Origin of the sequence: Kitasatospora sp. NPDC089509 (assembly GCF_044749365.1) — a bacterium.
Classification (GTDB): Bacteria; Actinomycetota; Actinomycetes; order Streptomycetales; family Streptomycetaceae; genus Kitasatospora.
The window spans coordinates 482,759-501,530 of record NZ_JBIVHS010000002.1 but is presented as its reverse complement, the minus strand read 5'-3'; the positions used below and the strand labels follow the sequence as shown (position 1 = coordinate 501,530).

Annotated in this window: 18 protein-coding genes; 6 read left to right on the top strand and 12 right to left on the bottom strand. The window is 74.6% G+C overall.

What is annotated here, in order from left to right; translation table 11 throughout:
• Window positions 1-93: 93 nt before the first annotated feature.
• Both ACIP4P_RS05780 and ACIP4P_RS05775 read right to left on the bottom strand, forming a co-directional pair.
• Entirely contained in the window at window positions 94-360 is a 267-nt protein-coding gene (locus ACIP4P_RS05780; protein ID WP_280680590.1) for a metal-sensitive transcriptional regulator, read from the bottom strand.
• A 149-nt stretch (window positions 361-509) separates the two neighbouring features.
• Window positions 510-869, bottom strand: a complete 360-nt coding sequence (locus ACIP4P_RS05775; RefSeq protein ID WP_350516779.1) for a PRC-barrel domain-containing protein — start codon at window positions 867-869, stop codon at window positions 510-512.
• 237 nt (window positions 870-1,106) lie between these two features.
• Between ACIP4P_RS05775 and ACIP4P_RS05770 the strand changes: the two genes are divergently transcribed.
• The gene (locus ACIP4P_RS05770) at window positions 1,107-1,922 is read left to right on the top strand and encodes an SAM-dependent methyltransferase (protein WP_400915351.1); all 816 of its coding nucleotides are present in this window, start codon (window positions 1,107-1,109) and stop codon (window positions 1,920-1,922) included.
• Window positions 1,923-2,100: 178 nt separating this feature from the next.
• A complete protein-coding gene (locus ACIP4P_RS05765) occupies window positions 2,101-2,850 on the top strand; it encodes a DUF4097 family beta strand repeat-containing protein (RefSeq protein WP_350516777.1) in 750 nt (249 codons plus the stop codon).
• Between the two features lie 58 nt (window positions 2,851-2,908).
• Here ACIP4P_RS05765 and ACIP4P_RS05760 read toward each other — a convergent pair whose 3' ends face one another.
• From ACIP4P_RS05760 to ACIP4P_RS05745, 4 genes are all read right to left on the bottom strand, one after another.
• On the bottom strand, window positions 2,909-3,556 hold the full coding sequence (locus tag ACIP4P_RS05760; protein ID WP_400915128.1) for a hypothetical protein: 648 nt from the start codon (window positions 3,554-3,556) through the stop codon (window positions 2,909-2,911).
• Between the two features lie 182 nt (window positions 3,557-3,738).
• On the bottom strand, window positions 3,739-4,413 hold the full coding sequence (locus ACIP4P_RS05755; protein WP_350516775.1) for a response regulator transcription factor: 675 nt from the start codon (window positions 4,411-4,413) through the stop codon (window positions 3,739-3,741).
• A complete protein-coding gene (locus ACIP4P_RS05750) occupies window positions 4,410-5,801 on the bottom strand; it encodes a sensor histidine kinase (RefSeq protein WP_400915126.1) in 1,392 nt (463 codons plus the stop codon). The genes ACIP4P_RS05755 and ACIP4P_RS05750 overlap by 4 nt, the downstream gene beginning before the upstream one ends.
• Window positions 5,802-6,079: 278 nt before the next feature.
• A complete protein-coding gene (locus tag ACIP4P_RS05745) occupies window positions 6,080-8,308 on the bottom strand; it encodes an MMPL family transporter (RefSeq protein WP_400915125.1) in 2,229 nt (742 codons plus the stop codon).
• Between the two features lie 432 nt (window positions 8,309-8,740).
• Between ACIP4P_RS05745 and ACIP4P_RS05740 the strand changes: the two genes are divergently transcribed.
• From ACIP4P_RS05740 to ACIP4P_RS05730, 3 genes are read left to right on the top strand one after another with little or no spacing between them, the layout of a single operon-like run.
• Window positions 8,741-9,865 carry a DegT/DnrJ/EryC1/StrS family aminotransferase gene (locus ACIP4P_RS05740; protein WP_400915124.1) on the top strand — a complete coding sequence of 375 codons (1,125 nt, stop codon included), beginning with the start codon at window positions 8,741-8,743 and terminating at the stop codon, window positions 9,863-9,865.
• Between the two features lie 22 nt (window positions 9,866-9,887).
• Entirely contained in the window at window positions 9,888-10,832 is a 945-nt protein-coding gene (locus ACIP4P_RS05735; RefSeq protein ID WP_350516771.1) for an NAD-dependent epimerase/dehydratase family protein, read from the top strand.
• Between the two features lie 12 nt (window positions 10,833-10,844).
• Window positions 10,845-11,924 (top strand): hypothetical protein, encoded by a 1,080-nt coding sequence (locus ACIP4P_RS05730; RefSeq protein ID WP_400915122.1) that lies wholly within the window; start codon window positions 10,845-10,847, stop codon window positions 11,922-11,924.
• A 66-nt stretch (window positions 11,925-11,990) separates the two neighbouring features.
• Here ACIP4P_RS05730 and ACIP4P_RS05725 read toward each other — a convergent pair whose 3' ends face one another.
• The 4 genes from ACIP4P_RS05725 to ACIP4P_RS05710 form a co-directional block, all read right to left on the bottom strand.
• Entirely contained in the window at window positions 11,991-12,746 is a 756-nt protein-coding gene (locus ACIP4P_RS05725) for a polysaccharide deacetylase family protein (protein WP_400915120.1), read from the bottom strand.
• On the bottom strand, window positions 12,743-13,549 hold the full coding sequence (locus ACIP4P_RS05720) for an SDR family NAD(P)-dependent oxidoreductase (RefSeq protein ID WP_400915118.1): 807 nt from the start codon (window positions 13,547-13,549) through the stop codon (window positions 12,743-12,745). Before ACIP4P_RS05720 ends, ACIP4P_RS05725 begins: the two co-directional genes overlap by 4 nt.
• 78 nt (window positions 13,550-13,627) lie before the next feature.
• Window positions 13,628-14,515 carry a hypothetical protein gene (locus ACIP4P_RS05715; protein ID WP_400915116.1) on the bottom strand — a complete coding sequence of 296 codons (888 nt, stop codon included), beginning with the start codon at window positions 14,513-14,515 and terminating at the stop codon, window positions 13,628-13,630.
• Window positions 14,516-14,645: 130 nt separating this feature from the next.
• Entirely contained in the window at window positions 14,646-15,074 is a 429-nt protein-coding gene (locus ACIP4P_RS05710) for a DUF2690 domain-containing protein (protein ID WP_400915115.1), read from the bottom strand.
• A gap of 192 nt (window positions 15,075-15,266) precedes the next feature.
• Here ACIP4P_RS05710 and ACIP4P_RS05705 point away from each other — a divergent pair, with 192 nt between their 5' ends.
• Window positions 15,267-16,454, top strand: coding sequence for a CaiB/BaiF CoA transferase family protein (locus ACIP4P_RS05705; protein WP_400915113.1), 1,188 nt, complete (start codon window positions 15,267-15,269; stop codon window positions 16,452-16,454).
• A gap of 270 nt (window positions 16,455-16,724) precedes the next feature.
• Here the strand turns inward: ACIP4P_RS05705 and bla are convergent, their stop codons facing one another.
• Together bla and ACIP4P_RS05695 are read right to left on the bottom strand one after the other, a co-directional pair.
• A complete protein-coding gene (bla, locus tag ACIP4P_RS05700) occupies window positions 16,725-17,651 on the bottom strand; it encodes a class A beta-lactamase (protein ID WP_400915111.1) in 927 nt (308 codons plus the stop codon).
• Window positions 17,652-17,750: 99 nt separating this feature from the next.
• Window positions 17,751-18,554: an SAM-dependent methyltransferase gene (locus ACIP4P_RS05695; RefSeq protein WP_400915110.1), complete on the bottom strand. Its 804-nt coding sequence runs from the start codon at window positions 18,552-18,554 to the stop codon at window positions 17,751-17,753.
• Window positions 18,555-18,772: the final 218 nt, after the last annotated feature.

The window sequence follows — 18,772 nt, the reverse complement described above, 5'->3', positions numbered from 1 at the left end:
GACGGACGATCCGTCACGGCCCTCCGGGGCTGTCGGCCGACACCTGCCCATACCGGCCCATGTCGGCCGATATGGGCCGACATCGGCCGATGCTCAGGCCAGCGCGAGGAAGAGCTTCTCCAACTCGGCCTCGCTCATCGGCGCGGCGTCCTCGTCGGCGGCGGCCATGCACTGGCGCATCCCGCTCGCGACGATCTTGAACCCGGCCCGGTCCAGCGCGCGCGAGACGGCGGCGAGCTGGGTGACCACGTCCTTGCAGTCCCGGCCCGCCTCGATCATCGCGATCACCCCGGCCAACTGGCCCTGGGCCCGACGCAGTCGGTTCAGGACCGCGCCGACCGACTCCTCGTCCACCTGCATGTCCGGGCCCCTTTCCCATCGACTGTCGATGGACAAGTGTACCCGGCGGGGTATTCATTCCCGGCTGCAGCAAGATCGACCCGGGGATCCCCCGGCGGGCGGCTCGGGGTCGGCTCGGGCGGGCGGCTCGGGGGCGGGCGCGGCTGGGGTCAGCGGCGGGCCAGCCGGCGCTCGCCCCCGGCGCCGGTCGCGTACGGCAGCTCGTAGTAGGCGAAGACCTCGGGCTCGTCGGCGGCCGGCAGGATGTCGTCCGTACCGATCGCCGGGGCGTCCTTGACCTTGCTCCGCGGGTACGCCACCCGCAGGTAGGCCGGACCGACCACCGCACCCTCCAGCGGGACGAAGACCAGCCGGCGCTTGGCGATCACGCCGATCGTGACGGTGGCGAAGAACGGCTCGTCGGTGGCCGTCTCGACGTAGACCGACTCCAGCGAGCCGATCCGCTTGCCCTTCTCGTCGACCACGTCCTGGCCCCGCCACTCGCGGATGTCTGCCACAGCGATTCCCATGGCCCGGACCTCCCGTGTCGCACACTGCCGCCGGCCTTTTCGGCCCCCGGAGTTCCCATCCTGCGCCGGGACGGGCGCCGGGGCACCACGAAAGGGACATACGGGGGTGAGCCGACCATCCACCACCAGGGCGCTGACCTGGGCTTTAGGCTGTCCGCCAGGATTCGGGAACAGCCCGTCCGGGGACCGCACCCGGCCGGAACGGCCAGAGGGGCGGCAACCGTGGGATACGAGAGCATGTGGGAGTCCGGCACCCCGGAGATCGCGGCCGACCTCCGGCCGGAGATCCCCCACCCGGCCCGGATGTACGACTACTACCTGGGCGGCAAGGACAATTTCCCCGCCGACCGGGCCGCCGCCGAGAAGGCGCTCGCGGCCAATCCCGAGTTCCGGTCCACCGCCCGGGCCAACCGCGGCTTCCTCACCCGCGCGGTGCGCTGCGTGGCCGGGCTGGGCGTCGACCAGTTCCTCGACATCGGCACCGGCATCCCCACCGTCGGCAACACCCACGAGATCGCCCAGAACGTCGACCGGGCCGCCCGGGTCGTCTACGTCGACAACGACCCGATCGTACTCAGCCACGCCCGCGCCCTGATGGCCGGGGCGGGCGCCGGGCGCACCAGCGTCCTCCGAGCCGACCTGCGGGAACCGAAGGCGGTCCTGGAAGCCGTCCGGGCCGAGGGGGTGCTCGACTTCTCCCGGCCGGTCGGCCTGGTGCTCGCGGCCGTGCTGCACTTCCTGCGCGAGGAGGACGAGCCGTACCGGGCGGTGGCCACCCTGCTGGCCGAGCTGCCCTCCGGTAGCCACCTGGTGCTCTCCCACGGCACGGCCGACTTCATCCCCGCCGCCGTGCGGGACCGGGTCACCGGCATCTACGACCGGGCCACCGCGCCGCTGGTCGGCCGGAGCCGGGAGCAGGTGGGGGCGTTCTTCGACGGCCTGGAGCTGCTCGATCCCGGGGTGGTCACCGTGCCGCTCTGGCGGCCGGAGGCGGCGCCCGCCCCGGGGGCGGAGCGGGTCAGCATGTACGGCGGGGTCGCGCGCAAGCCCTGACGGCGGGGGCACGGCGACCGGGTCGGGGGTGGTGCTGGCCGGAGCTCGGATTGGGGGGTTTTTACCACCGACCCGGGCCGGTGCCCCCGGCTACTGTCGTCGGGACGGCTCCGGACCGGGGGCGGTCAGACGGGGTCAACACGCGACGATCGCGCATGACTTGGGGGGAACCACCACCATGCTCCACCACCGCCGCCACACCAACCGCCGCCTCGCCGGGGCCGTCGCGGCCGCCGGACTCGCCACGCTCGCCGCCGGGGTGCTCACCGCCTGCGATCCGGTCGGGACGTCGCTCAGTGACGACGCGACCGTCCCGGACAGGGTCACCGCGGTCAAGCTCGACAACTCCGCCGGGGACATCACCGTCACCGGCAAGTCCGGCGCCGACAAGGTCTCCGTCCACCGGAAGATCACCTACCACAGCGGGAAGCCCGGGGGGACCACCCGGGTCGACGGCGGGGTGCTGGTGCTCGGCGGCTGCGGGCACAACTGCTCCGTGGACTACACCGTCGAGCTCCCGGCCGGACTGCCGATCAGCGGCGGCACCTCCGCCGGCGGGATCCACCTCACCCAGGTCGGCGAGGTCTCGGTGCACACCGACGCCGGGGACATCTCCGTCGACCAGGCCGCCGGTTCGGTCGACGTGCGCACCAACAACGGTGAGATCAAGGGCACTTCGCTCAAGGGCGACCGGGTCCAGGCCAAGACCGACAACGGCGGGATCAACCTCACCCCCGGCAAGGCCCAGGACATCAAGGCCACCACCTCCAACGGCGAGATCCACGTCACCGTCCCGACCGGCTCGTACCACGTCAGCGCCGGCACCGACATCGGCGAGAAGCACATCGGCGTCCAGAACGACCCGAACGGCAAGTTCAAGCTCGACCTGGGCACGGACATCGGCGACATCACCGTCAAGACCGGCTGAGGGCCCGCTCCGGGTGGGCGCCTCGGCGCGCGCACCCGGAGCGGATGGGGGGCGAGGGTCAGAGGCCGGTCTGGATCTCGGCACGGTGGCGGATGTACTCGTCGGGGTGCGACCGGGCGATGGTGACCGCCGTCTCGACCAGGGCGTGCAGCTCGGCCGGGTAGGCCCGTACCACCAGGGGCAGGCCGGGCAGGATGCAGCGGCGGACGTCCAGGTCCTCGTTGCCGACGAACTCCCGCAGCGCGGCCTCGTTCCAGCTGTCGCGGACGGCCGCGCCCTCGCCGGCGGTCGCGGTCCGGCCGCCGCCGACCGTCAGCGCCGTCCAGTACCAGGCCCGGGCGGCACCGGCGCGCTCGGGGTCGGTGCCGGCCTGGAGGTACCCCAGGAGGGCGAGGCGGACCCGGCGCTGGCCGAAGGCGATCAACGCGGGCTCGACGAAACGGCGGTTGAAGCTCGGGTTGGGGTCGTGGACCGCCGCTTCCAGCAGCGGCTCGAAGTACTCCTCGGGCAGCTCGGACCGCCCGGCGAGCGCCTTGTGGACCTCCCAACGGGCCGCGCTCGGGTAGTCCGCCCCCGGGGCGACCTCGACGTCCAGCACCCGGAGCAGCCGCGCGAGCCGCAGCTCGAAGGCCTGCGATCCGTCGTCCGTGCGCTCGGGCAACGGCTGGAGAACCCGCACCTCGCCGGCCGCGTCCTTGGTTTCCACGAACACCCTCCTCATTCTGAGTCATCGGCAGACTACTCGCTGATACACCCGTTCGGAGTCGGTTTCCGACCACGGCCGGATCTTGAAGGGTTGCCGGGAGGACGTTCTGACGCCGCCTCAGTCCGCTAGCACGACAACCGCGACGGCCGCGGCGGATCGCGGCGCGGCGAGGAAGCCGGCCGTCAGGACGGTCGGCCGGGCGGGACCAGCCCGGACTGGTAGGCGATCGCGACGAGTTGGGCCCGGTCCCGGGCGTCCAGCTTGGACATCGCCCGGTGCACATGGGTCCGGACGGTGAACGGGCTGACGAACATCCGCTCGGCGATCTCCTCGTTGGTGAGGCCGGTGGCGGCCATCGACATCACCTCGCGCTCCCGGGCGGTGAGGACGGCGAGCCGTTCGGCCGGCGCGGTGGCGGCCGGGTCGGGCTGAGCGAGGAACTGCTCGATCACGGCCCGGGTGGCGGCGGGCGAGAGCAGGGCGTCGCCGGCCGCGACGGTGCGCACGGCGGCGAGCAGCTCCTTCGGGTCGGCGCCCTTGCCGAGGAAGCCCCCGGCGCCCGCGCGCAGCGCCTGGGCCACGTAGTCGTCGATCTCGAAGGTGGTGAGGATGAGCACCCGGGTGCCCGAGAGCTCCTCGTCCGCGCAGATCTCGGCGGTGGCGCCGAGGCCGTCGGCGCCGGGCATCCGGATGTCCATCAGCACGATGTCGGGCTTGGTGGCCCGGGCGAGCTCCACCGCCTCCCGGCCGTCGGCGGCCTCGCCGACCACCTCCATGTCCTCCTCGGCGTCGATCAGCATCCGGAAGGCGCCGCGCAGCAGGGCCTGGTCGTCGGCGAGCAGTACGCGGATGGTCATGCGGGGTCCTCGTCCTTCCGGAGGGCGTGTTCGGGTCGGGTGGAGTCGGCGGGGCGGGCGGGACGGACGGTGCAGTCGCGCCAGAAGGCGTGGGCGGGCCGGTCCCTGGCGGCGGGCTCGGCCGGGCCGCCCGGTTCGGCGGCGCCCTCGCGGTGGGCGGCGCCCTCCGCGTGCGGCGCGACGTCCTCCCGGGCGCCGGTGCGCAGCGGGAGTTCCGCGGTGACCAGGAAGCCGCCGTCGGACCGCCGGTCGGCGGCGAGGCGGCCGCCGACGGCGCCGGCCCGCTCGCGCATGCCGATCAGGCCGAAGCCGCTCTCGCCCGGGGCGGGCGGGGGCAGCAGGGCGGCGCGCGGCCGGCTCGGGGCGGCGGGGCGGCCGTTGGCGACGCTGACCGCGACCCGGCTGCCGCTGTAGGAGAGGGTGACCTCGGCGCCGGCGCCGCGGGCGTGCTTGGCGACGTTGGTCAGCGACTCCTGGACGATCCGGAAGGCGGTGAGGTCGACGCCGGGCGACAGCGGTCGGGGCTCGCCCTCGACGGTGAGGCGGACCGGCAGGCCGGCCCGCTCGAAGGCGTTGATCAGCTCGGGCAGCCGGTCCAGGCCGGGGGCGGGTTCGAGCGGTGCGGGTTCTTCGGCTCGGCGCAGCAGGCCGACGGTGGCCCGCAGCTCCTGGAGGGCGGAGCCGGTGGCGTCGGTGATGTGGCTGAGCACCTCGCGGGCCTGCACCGGGTGGCTGTCCATGAGGTGGACGGCGATGCCGGCCTGGGCGTTGGCGAGGGCGATGTGGTGGGCGACCACGTCGTGGAGGTCGCGGGCGATCCGGATCCGTTCGTCGGCGACCCGGCGGCGGGCCTCCTCCTCGCGGGTGCGTTCGGCGCGTTCGGCGCGCTCCTCGATGGCCGCGAGATGGGCCCGGCGGTTGCGGATGGAGTCGCCGAGGGCGCCGGGCAGCAGCGCCCAGGCGAGGACGCTGAGCCGTTCGCCGATCGGGCCGCTGGGGCCGAAGACCAGCGATATCCCGGTGAGCAGGACGGCGGTGACGATCGAGGCGCGCAGCGCGGTGGAGCGGTCGGTGTGGACGGCGAGGGAGTAGAGGGCGACCAGCAGCGGGGTGGCCAGCGTCGGGGTGAGCCGGGGGCTGACCACGGCGAGGATCATGGTGCAGAGCAGGGTGACGACGACCACGGAGCGCGGGTGGCGGCGGTGGAAGAAGACGACGACGGCGGCGATCAGGGCGAGTACGCCGGTGACCGGGTCGACCGGGGCGAACCGCCCGCTGGTCTGGTCGACGGTGGCTCCGGCGGCGGTGACCGCGAGCAGACCCGCGCCGCCGGCGATGTCGAGCACCCGCGGGTGCTCGCGGCGCAGCCGCTGCCAGGTGTCGCTCATGCTCCTGCTCTCCGGGTCGGGGTGCCCTGGCCGCACCCTCGCCGGGTTCTGCCAGTCGGATCGCGCCGCTCACCGGTGGGGTGCGGCGCGCCGGGTCGGGGGCTCCGCGCGGGCGGTGGCCCCCGACAGCAACGGTAACGGTTGGGGCTCGAACCGGTGTCCGAGCCGACCGGCGCCGGACCGGGCCGTCCAAGGGGACGGCCCGGTCCGGGACGGTGCCGGGCTCGGCCCGAGGGACGCTCGGGCCGAGCCGGAACGGACCTAGGACCTGTCCGGACCTAGACGGTGACCGACTCCCGGGCCGGGGCCGGTTCGGGGGCGACGGTGTGGAGCTTGCTGCCCTCCACGTCGACGTCCGGTATCAGTCGGTCCAGCCAGCGCGGCAGCCACCAGGCGCGACGGCCGAGCAGGGCGAGGACGGCCGGGACGATCGTCATCCGGACCACGAAGGCGTCGAAGGCGACGGCCGCGGCGAGGCCCAGACCCATCATCTTGATCATCGGCTCGCTCATCCCGATGAAGCCCGCGAAGACGGCGATCATGATGAACGCGGCAGCGGTGACCACCCGGGCGTTGTGCCGGAAGCCGGTGACGATGGCCTCACCGGGCTCCTCGCCGTGGACGAAGCCCTCGCGGATCCGGGTGACCAGGAACACCTCGTAGTCCATGGCGAGGCCGAAGACCACACCGATCAGGAAGATCGGCATCATGCTCATCACCGGGCCGGTCTGCTCGACCCCGATCAGGTCGGCCAGCCAACCCCACTGGAAGACCGCGACGACCGCACCGAGGGCGGCGGCCACCGAGAGCAGGAAGCCGAGCGCCGCCTTGAGCGGGACGAGGACGGAGCGGAAGACCACCATCAGCAGCAGGACGGCCAGGCCGACGACCACGGCGAGGTAGGGCAGCAGCGCGTCGGTCATCTTCTGCGAGACGTCGATGTTCATCGCCGTCGTACCGCTGACCAGGACGGTCGCCCCGGTGGAGGCCTTCAGCCCGGCCGCGTGGCCGCGGATGGTGTGGACCAGGTCCTTGGTCGCGGCCTCGCTCGGGCCGGTGGCCGGGATGGCGTTGAGCAGGGCGGTGTCCCCCGCCTTGTTGAACATCGGCGGCGTCACGGTGACCACGCCGGGCAGGGCGGCGATGTCCTTCTCGACCTCGGCGGCGGCGCCCTTCGGGTCCTTGGTGCCCTTGACGTCCACCATGACGGTCAGCGGGCCGTTGAAGCCGGGGCCGAAGCCCTCGGACAGCAGGTCGTAGGCGCGGCGCTGGGTGGTGGAGGTGGGCTTGGCCTCGTCGCCGGGCAGGCCGAGCCGCAGGTCCAGCGCGGGGGCGGCGAGCACGCCGAGGCCGACCACGCCGAGCAGCAGCACGGTGAGCGGGCGGCGCAGGATGAACCGGGCCCAGCGGGCGCCGCCGTTCTCCTTCGCGCCGGCCGGCCGCGCCGCGCCGGGGGTGTCGCCCCGGCCGTCGCCCTCGGCCTTGCGGACCTTGCGGGGCAGTGCCCGGCGGCCGATGAAGCCGAGCAGCGCGGGCACCAGGGTGAGCGCGACCAGCACGGCGATGACGACCGTGCCGGCGGCGGCCATGCCCATCTTGGCGAGGATCGGGATGCCGACCACGGAGAGCCCGGCGAGGGCGATCACCACGGTGAGGCCGGCGAAGACCACCGCGGAGCCGGCGGTGCCGATGGCCCGGCCGGCCGCCTCCTGCGGGGTGCGGCCCTCCATCAGCTCGGCCCGGAAGCGGGAGACGATGAACAGCGCGTAGTCGATGCCGACCGCGAGGCCGAGCATCATGGCGAGCGTGCCGGTGGTCGAGGAGAGGCCGAGCGTGCTGCCGAGCGCGGTGATCAGCGACATGCCGAGGCCGACGCCGATCACGGCGGTGAGCAGCGGCAGGCCGGCGGCGACCAGCGAGCCGAAGGTGATCACCAGGACCACGGCGGACAGCGCCATGCCGATCGCCTCGCTGCTGCCGCCCGCCTCGGGCTTGGCCATCAGCGCGTTGCCGCCGATCTCGACCTTGAGCCCGGCGTCCCGGCCGTGCTGGGCGGCCTGCTGGAGCGCGTCGGTGGCGCCCTTGGCCACCTCGCCCGCCTTGGCGGAGTAGCTGACCGTGGCGTACGCGGTCGTCCCGTCCTTGGAGACGGCGCCCGGCATCTTGAACGGGTCCACCGCGCCGGTGACCTGCTCGCCGTGGGCGAGCTCGGCGACCGTCTTCTCCACGGCCTGCTGGTTCGGCCCGGCGGTGATCTTCTGGCCGGAGGGCGCGACGAACACCAGACGGGCCGAGGCGCCGTCGGCGTGGCCGCCGGGGAAGCGCTCGTTCATCAGGTCGAAGGCCTTCTGCGCCTCCGTGCCGGGCATCGAGAAGCCGTCGTCGGGTGCGGCGGGCGCCTTGGCCGCCAGGACTCCGGCGAGCGCCAGCACGGCGACCCAGAGCAGGGCGACCAGCCGGCGCCGGACGAAGGCCCATCGGCCCAGGCGGTACAGGAACGTTGCCACGGGAGAACGGACTCCTTCAGGATTCGGAAGCGGGTGCTCGGAAGCGGGTGCTCGGAAGCGGGCTTCGACAGCGGATGCGAGGACGGGGACGGGTACTGACGCGGCCACCCGGAGGCGGTCCGCTCGCAGCGTGTCCCATCCTTGATCGCCGCCCCCTACTCCGTCGTCGTCCCTGCGCAGGCACTTTGCGTACTGCGGACGCAGTACGCCCCTCCCCCGTACGGCGGAGCGTGCGGCCTTCCCGGGGAGCAGCCGGTCGTGCCCGGTGGCCTGCGGCGGGAGCAGCCGGGGGTCACCCGGGCGGGGGGTGACGACGGGCCGCGACCGCCCGGGCGAAGTAGCGTGATGGGCCTCTGGCCCGACCGTTTCGTCCCGGTCCGTGCCGCCCCGTCCCGATCGGTGCTGATCCCAGCCCGCCGCCGGAGGTGCCCCATGGGCGTGCCAGCCGCCCGCATCGTGTTCGACGAGAACGACCGCGCAGCCGTCGCCGACGCGGTGGCCGAGATGCTCACCACCGGCGCCCTGACCCTCGGCCCGTGGACCGAGCGCTTCGAGCAGGCCTTCGCCGCCGAGCACGGCGCCTCGCACGCCGTCGCGGTGAGCAGCGGCACGGCGGCGCTGGAGATGATCCTGCGCACCGTGGACGTCCGCGGCCGCGACGTGGTCGTCCCCGCCGTCACCTTCTACGCGACGGCCGGCGCGGTGGTCCACGCGGGCGGCCGCCCGGTCTTCGCCGACGTCGACCCGGCCACCCTGGCGCTCTCCCCCGAGACCCTGGCCGCGGCCCTCACCCCGGATACCGCAGCCGTCGTACTCGTCCACATCGGCGGGCTCGTCACCCCGCAGGTGGACGCCCTGCGCGCGCTGTGCGACGAGCACGGCGTCCCGCTGGTCGAGGACGCCGCGCACGCCCACGGCAGCAGCACGGGCGGCCGCGCCGCCGGGACCTTCGGCCTGGCCGGGGCCTTCTCCTTCTACCCGACCAAGGTCGTCACCAGCGGCGAGGGCGGCATGATCGTCACCGAGTCGCCGGAGCTGCGCGACGAGGCCCGGATCTACCGCGACCAGGGCAAGGGCTCCTTCGGCGCCAACCACCACGTCCGGCTCGGCTACTCCTGGCGGATGAGCGAGCTGCACGCCGCCGTCGGCGCGGTGCACCTGCGCCGGCTGAAGGAGTTCATCGAGAACCGCCGGGCCGTCGCCCGCCGCTACGACTCGGCCCTGACCGGTCCGGACGGGCTCCGGCCGGTGCTCGAACCGCCCGGCTGCCGCGGCAACTACTACAAGTACGTGGCCCTGCTGGCGCCCGGCGTGGACCGCGCCGCGTTCAAGCGGACGGTGGCCGAGGAGTACGGGGTGCGGCTGTCCGGCGAGGTGTACGACCTGCCGCTGCACCTCCAGCCGGTGTTCGCCCCCTACCGGGGCGGTCCGCTGCCGGTGGCCGAGGACGTCTGCGCCCGGCAGGTCTGCCTGCCGGTGCACTCCGACATGACCGGGGACGAGGCCGAGTTGGTGATCGAGGCCGTCTCGACCGTGCACCGGCGGATGGCCGGGTAGCGGAAGCGAAGGGAGCAAGACCGTGCGGATAGCCGTCACCGGTGGCTGCGGGTTCATCGGTTCACACGTCGTGGACCACCTGATCGCGGCCGGCCACGAGGTCCTCGCCGTGGACACCACCGACAAGTACCTCCACCCCGACGCCGAGCACGCCCGGCTCGACGTCCTCGACCTGCCGGCGCTGACCTCGGCGCTGGCCGGCAGCGAGGTGGTCTACCACCTCGCCGCGATGGCCGACGTCGAGCAGGTCTCCGCCGACCCGGTCCGGGCGGTGCGGACCAACATCGACGGCACCGAGGCGGTGCTGGAGGCCGCCCGGCGCAGCGGACTGAGCCGCACCGTGCTGGCGAGCACCGTGTGGGTCTACGGCGCCGCCCTCACCGACGACCAACTCGACGGTGGCGAGCAGGAGTTGGACGAGCACGTGCCGATCGAGCTGGAGCACAGCGGGCACCTGTACGTGGCCACCAAGCTGGCCGCCGAGATGCTCGTGCACAGCTACCGCGAGCTGTACGGCCAGCACTTCACCATCCTGCGCTACGGCATCCCGTACGGGCCCCGGATGCGCGACGAGCTGGTGGTCGCCCGGTTCGTCCAGGCGGCCCTGGCCGGGCGGCCGATCACCATCGCCGGGGACGGCCTGCAGAGCCGCAACTTCGTCTACGTCGAGGACCTCGCCGACGCCCACGTCCGGGCCCTCTCCCCCAGCGCCGAGGACCAGACCTTCGCCCTGGAGGGCTCGACCGCCGTCTCGGTGCGCGACATCGCCGACACCGTCGACCGGTTGCTCGGCCCGGTCACCATCGAGCACATCGACGGTCGCAAGGCCGACTACACCGGGCGGCGGATCTCCTCCGCCCAGGCCAAGCGGCTGCTCGGCTGGTCGCCGCGGACCAACTTCGCCGACGGCGTGCACCGCTACGCCGACTGGTACCGGGCCACCGCCGCGGCGCCCGCCGCCGGCTGACCGGGCCGCCCGATGCCGCACGCCCTGCTGGTCTCCGGCTCGCTCGGCCAGGGCCACGACGTGATGGCCCAGGCCTGCGCCGACACCCTGCGGGACCGCGGCTGGAGCACCGACACCGTGGACGCCATGGCCCTGCTCGGGCAGCGTTCGGGCGCCGCCGGCGAGGCCGTCTTCCGGCGGCTGCTCGACCTGCCCGGGGTCTACGACGCCTTCCACTTCTCGGCGCTGCGCCCGGGCGCCCGGCTGGCGCTGCTCGCCGACGCGGCGGCGCGCAGCCGGCTCGTCCCGGCGCTCGGCCGGCTGGTCGAGGCGCAGCGGCCGCAGCTGGTGGTCTCGGTGTTCGCCACCGCGAGCTCGGCGGTCAACCGGCTGCCGCGGCGGGACTTCCGGCACTTCGTGTTCTGCACGGACGTCACCCCGCACCGGCTCTGGGTGCAGGAGGGCACCGACCTGTTCCTGGTCACCTCCGAGGTCGCCGCCTGCGCGGTGCGCCGCTACCGGCCGGAGGCCTCCGTGTGCGTCGTCCCCGCGCCGCTGCGGCGGCCGTTCTACCGTCCGCCGGGCCGGGCGGCGGCCCGCGCCGAGGTCGGCGTGCCGCCGGGGGCCGGGTGCGTGCTGCTGATGTCCGGCGCCTGGGGGCTCGGGCCGATCGCCCGCACCGCCGCCTCGCTGGCCGCCGCCGGACCGCACGTGCTCGCCGTGGCCGGGCACAACCAGGAGTTGGAACGGCGGCTGCGGGCGGCCGCCCGGCGGGAACCGCGGCTGCACGCCTTCGGCTACACCGACCGGATCCCGGCCCTGATGGCCGCCGCCGACCTGGTCGTCACCAGTTCCGGGGACACCTGCAGCGAGGCCCGCGCGCTCGGGCGCCGACTGCTGCTGCTCGACGTCGTCCAGGGCCACGGCCGGGACAACCTCCAGCACGAGCTGGAGCTCGGCCACGCCGACGTGGTCGGCGCCCGCCCGGACGAGGTGGTCCGCAACGCGCTCGCCGCGCTGGGCCGGCCGGAGCCGCAGCCCTCGGCCGGCGCCACCCCGGAGGCCTGGCTGAAGGGGTTCGGGGCGGCACTGGAGCGGGTGGGCCTGGGGTAGTCGGGGCGCCTCAGCGCGGGCGCCCCACTGCGGGCGTCTCGGTGCGCGCGTCTCACTGCGGGCGCCTCACTGCGGGAGCGGCGTGCCGGAGCGGGGGCCGGACGGCACGGCGTGGTCGCGCAGCGGGCCGAGGGTGAGGGCGCGGGCCCGGCAGTGGGCGGCGATCAGCGGGAGGGCGGCCAGCGTGGCGCGCCAGGAGTCGGGGGCGGAGGTGCAGTCGGAGTCGTGCAGCAGCAGGGTGGCGCCGGCGGTGAGGCCGGGGCGGGCGGTGGCGAAGACGGAGTCGCCGGTGGCCTCGGCCGTCCAGTCGCGGCCCCAGGCGGTCCACAGCACGCTGCGCAGGCCGAGCCGGCGGGCGGCCAGCGCCGGACCGGCCGTCAGCACGCCGTACGGCGGGCGGTACCAGAGCGGTCGGACGCCGCACAGGTCCGTCACCGCCTCGCCGGCGCGGCGCAGTTCACGCAGGTCGCGGGCCGGGGCCGGGTACCACTGCGGCCGGTGGTGCCAGCCGTGCACGGCGACCTCGTGGCCGCGCAGCACCAGTTCCCGACCGAGGGCGGGGGCGCGTTCCAGCATCGAGCCGAGCAGGAAGAAGGTGGCGCGGGCGCTGAGTCCGTCCAGGGCGTCCAGGACGTACGGGGTGCTGCGCGGGTCCGGGCCGTCGTCGAAGGTGAGGGCGAGGTGGCCGGGGGCGGTGCCGTACCCGGCGGTGCGGCGGGCCAGGGTGCGGCGCACCGGTGGGAGGCGGACGGCCGCCGGGGCGAGGTGCAGGAACTCGACGGCGGCGGCCGACGCGAGCAGCGCGCCCGCGCGGGCGCTCACCCGAAGCGGGAGGCCATCCGGCGGAACACACCGGGGGCGGCCCCGTGGATCCGGGCCGGGAAGCCGAGCCAGTGCGGGACGAAGAGGCGGTCCCGCTCGGTGGTGATGGTCGCCAGCACGGTGTCCGCGACCCGCTCCGCCGGGACCGGGCGCGGGCGTTCGCGCTGGTAGGGGGTGCCGCGCCGGTCGAAGAACGGGGTGTCGACGGCGCCGGGGAGCACCAGCCGGACGCCGACCCCGGTGCCGCGCAGCTCGTACCAGAGGCTCTCGGCGAACATCGTCAGCCCGGCCTTGGTGGCCGAGTAGGCGGACTCGTCGCGCACCCCGACCTGGCCGGCGATCGAGCCGAGCAGCACGATCCGGCCGTGGCGGCGCTCCAGCATGCCGGGCAGCAGCAGCCGGACCAGGCGCAGCGGGGCGGCGAGGTTGACCTCGATCATCCGGTCGAGGACGTCGGAGGGGGTGTCGGCGAAGCGGCCGCGCCAGCCGAGGCCGGCGCTGGCGACCAGGACGTCCACCCGGCCGGCCTCGGCCAGGGCGGCCTCGGCGAGGCGGGCCGGGCCGTCCGGTTTGCTCAGGTCCTCCGGCAGGGCGGTGCCGCCGGTGCGCTCGGCGAGGGAGTCCAGGCGGGTGCGGTCGGTGCCGGAGAGCAGGGTCCGCCAGCCCGCGTCGGCCAGCCGGGTGGCGGTGGCCAGGCCGATGCCCGAGGAGGCGCCGGTGATCAGCGCGACGGGCCGGTCGGCCGGTCCGGACCGCTGCCGCCGGGCCTGGGCTCCGTCAGCCGTCGCGGCTTCCTCCGCCATCGCGCACCTGCCGCTCCCTGGGCGTTCCGCCGTCCGATTTGTCCGGCACGTCACCTTCGCACGGCAGAGCCGTCCGGGCTACCGGGGCGGCACGGCGGGCTCGGCCTCGGCGTCCCGGTGCGGGGCCGCCAGCTCGGCGGATTCGCCCTCCAGTTCACCGAAGCGGGACAGCAGGAACGTTCCGCCGACCGCGACCGCGAAGCCCGTCAGGGCGCACCAGGCGTACCCCGGACGCGCGGAGTCGCCCAGCGACACCACCCCCACCAGGGCCGGGCCGAAGGTCTCGGCCACCGTCCCGGCGGCGGTCGCCGCCGTCACCGTGCCGCGCTGCAGGGCCAGGGCGTACGCCAGGTAGCCGCCCAGCCCGCCGAGCGCCAGGGCGTAGGCGGCCGGATCGGTGAGCACGGAGGTGAGGGAGGCCGCGTCCAGGACGCGCACCGCGAGACTGGTGACGCCGAAGCCGATGCCCGCCAGCAGCCCCAGACCGGCCGCGGCCGCCGTGCCGTCCCGGCGCACCAGGACCAGGGTGGCCAGCAGCATCACCGCCGTGGTGGCGAGCAGCGCCCAGTGGAACGCGGCCGGGGCGTACTCCCGGCCCTCCCGGCCGGAACCGAGCGCGAGCAGACCGAGGCCGACGACCACCGCGAAGATGCCCACGAGGTCGCTCCGGCGCAGCCGCGCGCCCAGCAGCCGGACGGCGGCCAGGGCGGTGACCGCGAGGCTGGCGTTGGTGACGGCCTGGACCAGGAACAGCGGCAGGCTGCGCAGCGCCACGATGCTCAGCACGAAGCCGAGCACGTCCAGGACCGTCCCGAGGATGAACTGCCAGGACCGCAGCAGCGCGGCCAGCAGCCCGGCCCGCACCCGGTCCGCCCGGGGCGCCGACCGCGCGCCGCGCGCCTGGGAGACCGCCCCGAAGCCGAAGCAGACGGTGGCGACCAGCGCGGTGGTGAGTCCCAGCAGCATGCGTCTCCCTCGCGGGGCGGCAGCGGTTCACCACCCAGTCTGGGCCCGGGGTGGCGGGGGTGCAGGGGACGGAGCCACGGGGTGGCAGTCGGGCCCGGCCCGCGCGCTGCGGCGGGCCGGGCCCCGGTGGCTAGTACCAGTCCGAGTAGCCGTACTGCGTGTTGTTGGCGTAGTGGAACGAGGCCTGGGCCTGGATGTCCTTGTCGTTGACCATCCGGGTGTAGACCGTGTGGTCGCCGGTGTTCAGAGCGGTGAACGACTCGTGATTGGTGTTCTCGACCTGGATAGTGGCCGGGACGCGGCCACCGCCCGCGAGCGCCCGCGCCCAGGCGGCACGGCAGGTCGGGCTGTAGCGGAGCTCCGCATCGCCGTCGGGCGCCGTGTAGCGGACGGTCACCGCGTCGTTCTGGCAGATGGTGGTCGCCGGGTCGAGGCCCGTGCAGCTGCTGGCGTAGCAGGAGGTGGCCGCCGAGGCGGTGCCCGAGGCGAACAGCAGGCCCGACGCGACGAGCGCCAGGGTGGAGGCGGCGGACGCGGCGGTCCGCAGGGAAAGCTTCACGGTGATCCCCGAACGGGTGAAGGGTACGGCGGTGCGCCCGGTGGCGTCGCCGGGTCACACCCTGGCACCGCGGCGCCGCCGTCCCGCCCGTCCCGCCCGTCCCGGGGATCCCGGGACGGGCGGGCGAGCGGGTCCGACTGAACGCCGCCGGGCGTGGGTAGGCCCCCGGGGTCCACGAGGGAGGGAGGACGGATGTCGCTGCCGCTGACCGGCATCACCGTCATCGCACTGGAGCAGGCGGTGGCCGCGCCGCTGGCCAGCCGGCACCTGGCCGATCTGGGCGCCCGGGTGGTGAAGATCGAGCGCCCCGACGGCGGAGACTTCGCGCGCGGCTACGACCGCAGCGTCGACGGCCTGGCCAGCCACTTCGTCTGGCTGAACCGCGGCAAGGAGTCGGTCGCCGTCGACCTCAAGGCGCCCGAGGGCCGCACCGTGCTGGCCGACCTGGTGGCCGGCGCCGACGTCTTCCTGCAGAACCTGGCCCCCGGGGCGGCCGCCCGGCTCGGCTTCGGCTCCGCCGAACTGCGTTCCCGGCAGCCCCGGTTGATCACCGTCGACCTGTCCGGCTACGGCGCCGGCGGCCCGTACCAGGACAAGCGGGCCTACGACATGCTGATCCAGTGCGAGTCGGGGCTCGTCTCGGTGACCGGCCCGCCGGACCGACCGGCCAAGACCGGCGTCCCCACCTCGGACATCGCCGCCGGGATGTACGCCCTGACCGCGACTCTCGCCGCGCTCGTCGGCCGGGCCGGTACCGGACGCGGCACCGCGATCGAGGTGTCGATGTTCGAGGCGACCGCCGAGTGGCTGGGCCACCAGCTCCACCACACCCAGGGCACCGGAAACCCACCGGGCCGCGCAGGCCTCTCCCACCCGGCCATCGCCCCCTACGACGCCTACCCGACCGCCGACGGCCACGAGGTCATGATCGGTGTCCAGAACGACCGCGAGTGGGCCCGTCTCGCCACCGGCTTCCTGGACCGGCCGGACCTCGCCGAGCACCCCGAGTGGGCCACCAACGTCGCCCGGGTGCGCCGGCGCAGGCTGGTCGACGCGCTGGTGGGCGGCCGGACGGCGACCCTGACCGCCGACGAGGCGATCGGGCGCCTGGACGCCCTCGCCATCGCCTCGGCCCGCCTCAACGGCGTCGACGACCTGCTGCACCACCCCCAGCTCACCGCCCGCGACCGCTGGCGGCCGGTGGCCACCCCGGTCGGCGAAGTCCGTTCCCTGCTGCCCCCGTTCGGCTTCGCGGGCGTCGAGCTCCCGATGGGACCGGTGCCCGCCCTCGGCGCCCACACCGACTCCGCCCTGCGCGCCCTCGGCTACCCCGACACCCGGATCACCGCCCTGCGCACGGCCGGGGTGCTGGGCGGATAGGGCGGAACTTCCGCCCAGCACCCGAGGTGCCGGGCGCGCGACGCCGGGCATCCCGCCTGGATCGGCCGGACTGGGCCTAGGTCCTGTCCGGCCGATCTTGGCGGATCAGCGCGCGGCTCCCCCAGCCTTCGGCCGGGAGGTACCCCCACTTCGCGCCCGGCTGGGCGTGCGCCCGAGTCGGCCTCGTACTGGACGTACTTGGACGATTCGGGCGTGCGTCCAGGCGGGATGCCCGGCGTCGCGCGCCCGGCAAGATCGGCCGGACAGGGCCTAGCCGAGGGCGGCGGCCAGCAGGGCTGCGGTCCGGGCGACCAGGGGTTCGTCCGCCTTCGCGGCGGGGTCCCGGGGGTTGGTGGTCAGGACCGCGAGGACGACCGGGTCGCCGGCCGGGGTCCAGGCGATGCCGACGTCGTTGGCGGTGCCGTACCCGGTGCCGGTGCCGGTCTTGTCGGCGAGGGTCCAGTCGGCGGGCAGGCCCGCGCGGAGCCGGCGGGCGCCGGTGGTGTTGCCGCGCAGCCAGCCGAGCAGCTGCTCGCGCTTCGCGGGCGGGAGGGCGTGGCCGAGGGTGAGGCGGCGGTACGTCCGGGCGATGGCGTGCGGGCTGGTGGTGTCGGTGGTCCGGTCCGGCTCGGAGGAGTTGAGTTCGGGCTCCCAGCGGTCCAGCCGGGTGGTGCGGTCGCCGAGCGAGCGGCAGAAGCGGGTGATGCCGGTCGGGCCGCCGATCCGCTCCAGCAGCAGGTTTCCGGCGGTGTTGTCGCTGTGGTCGATGGCCGCCTTGCAGAGCTCCCCGACCGTCATGCCGTCGGCCAGGTTGGCCGGCAGGCCGGTGACCGGGGCGCCGCCGGCCCGGTCGATGTCGGCCTGGGTGTAGTGGACGCGCCGGGCGAGGTACTCGCCGTCCCGGTCGAGGTCGCGCAGGACGGCCGCGGCCGCGAGGGTCTTGAAGGTCGAGCACATCGGGAAGAGTTCGTCGGCCCGGTAGCGCACGGTGCGGCCGGTGGCGAGGTTGCGGGCGTGGACGCCGAGCCGGGCGGAGTGCTGTTGTTCGAGCTCGGCGAGCGAGCGCTGGAGGCCGGTGCCGGTGGCCGCCTGAGCGGCCGTGGCGGTCGACGCGGTGACGGCGACGGCCGCCGCTCCGACGCCGAGGGCCAGGACGGCGCGACGGCTGTGCCGGGCTTCCGAAGGCTGAGCGTGCATGGTTCCCCTCTGATCGAATTTCGCGGGCGGGCCGCGTCCTTGATCGGATGGACGCGGCGGCGTTCCCGACGGTTCGTCAGCGGAAGAGGATCCTGCCGCTCAGGGCTTCAGCGCCACGCCCGCGTACCCGGTCGCCTCCGAAGGCGGGACGGGCGGGTCGTCGGGGTCGGGCCGCCAGGCCACGGTGGGCACGATGCCGGGGTCGAGGATCGTCCAGCCGTCGAAGAAGCGGATGAACTCGGCGCGGCTGCGGGCCTGGATCGCGGTGCCGGCGGCCTGGTAGATGCGGACCACCCGGGCGATCTCCTCGGGGTCGAAGTCGGCGCTCAGGTGGGACATCACCAGGGCGCTGCCGGGGGCGAGGGCGGACTTGAGGTGGTCGACCAGCTCGTACGCGCCCTGGTCGTCGGGGACGAAGTGCAGCAGGGCGTTCAGGGAGAGCGCCACCGGGCGGGTGAGGTCGAGGGACTCCCGCAGCGCGGGTGCGGTGAGCAGGCCGGCCGGGTCGGTCACGTCGGCCTCGACGTAGGTGGTGCGGCCCTCGGGGGTGCTGGTCAGCAGGGCCTGGGCGTGGGTGAGGACGATCGGGTCGTTGTCGGCGTAGACCACCCGGGCCCGCGGCCGGACGCCCTGCGCGACCTCGTGGAGGTTGGGCGAGGTGGGGATGCCGGTGCCGATGTCGAGGAACTGGTCGATGCCGGACAGGGCGAGGGCGTGGGTCGAGCGGTGCATGAAGGCGCGGTTGGCGCGCGCGGCGGTACGCACCCAGGGCGCGGTGGCCAGGACGTGGCCGGCGGCCTCGCGGTCGGCGGCGAAGTTGGTGAAACCGCCCAGGTAGTAGTCGTACATCCGGGCCGAGTGCGCCACGTTCAACCGCAGGTCGACCCCGTCGTAGCGGCTCATCGCACTCCCCCTCGGCCTTGCCCGGTACCCTCCGATTGCTGCCCACCGGATCAGGGGGCCAATCGTCGCCCCGTCGAATTTGATCAATCACCGGATCACATGGGATGACAATCTGTATTCGCTTTGCAGCCTGGAGTGACAGGCCTGGTGGAATGAGGATGGGCGCGGACAGCCCGACCCTCGGGTGGCCCGGCGAGCAGCCGACGACCACGGAAAGC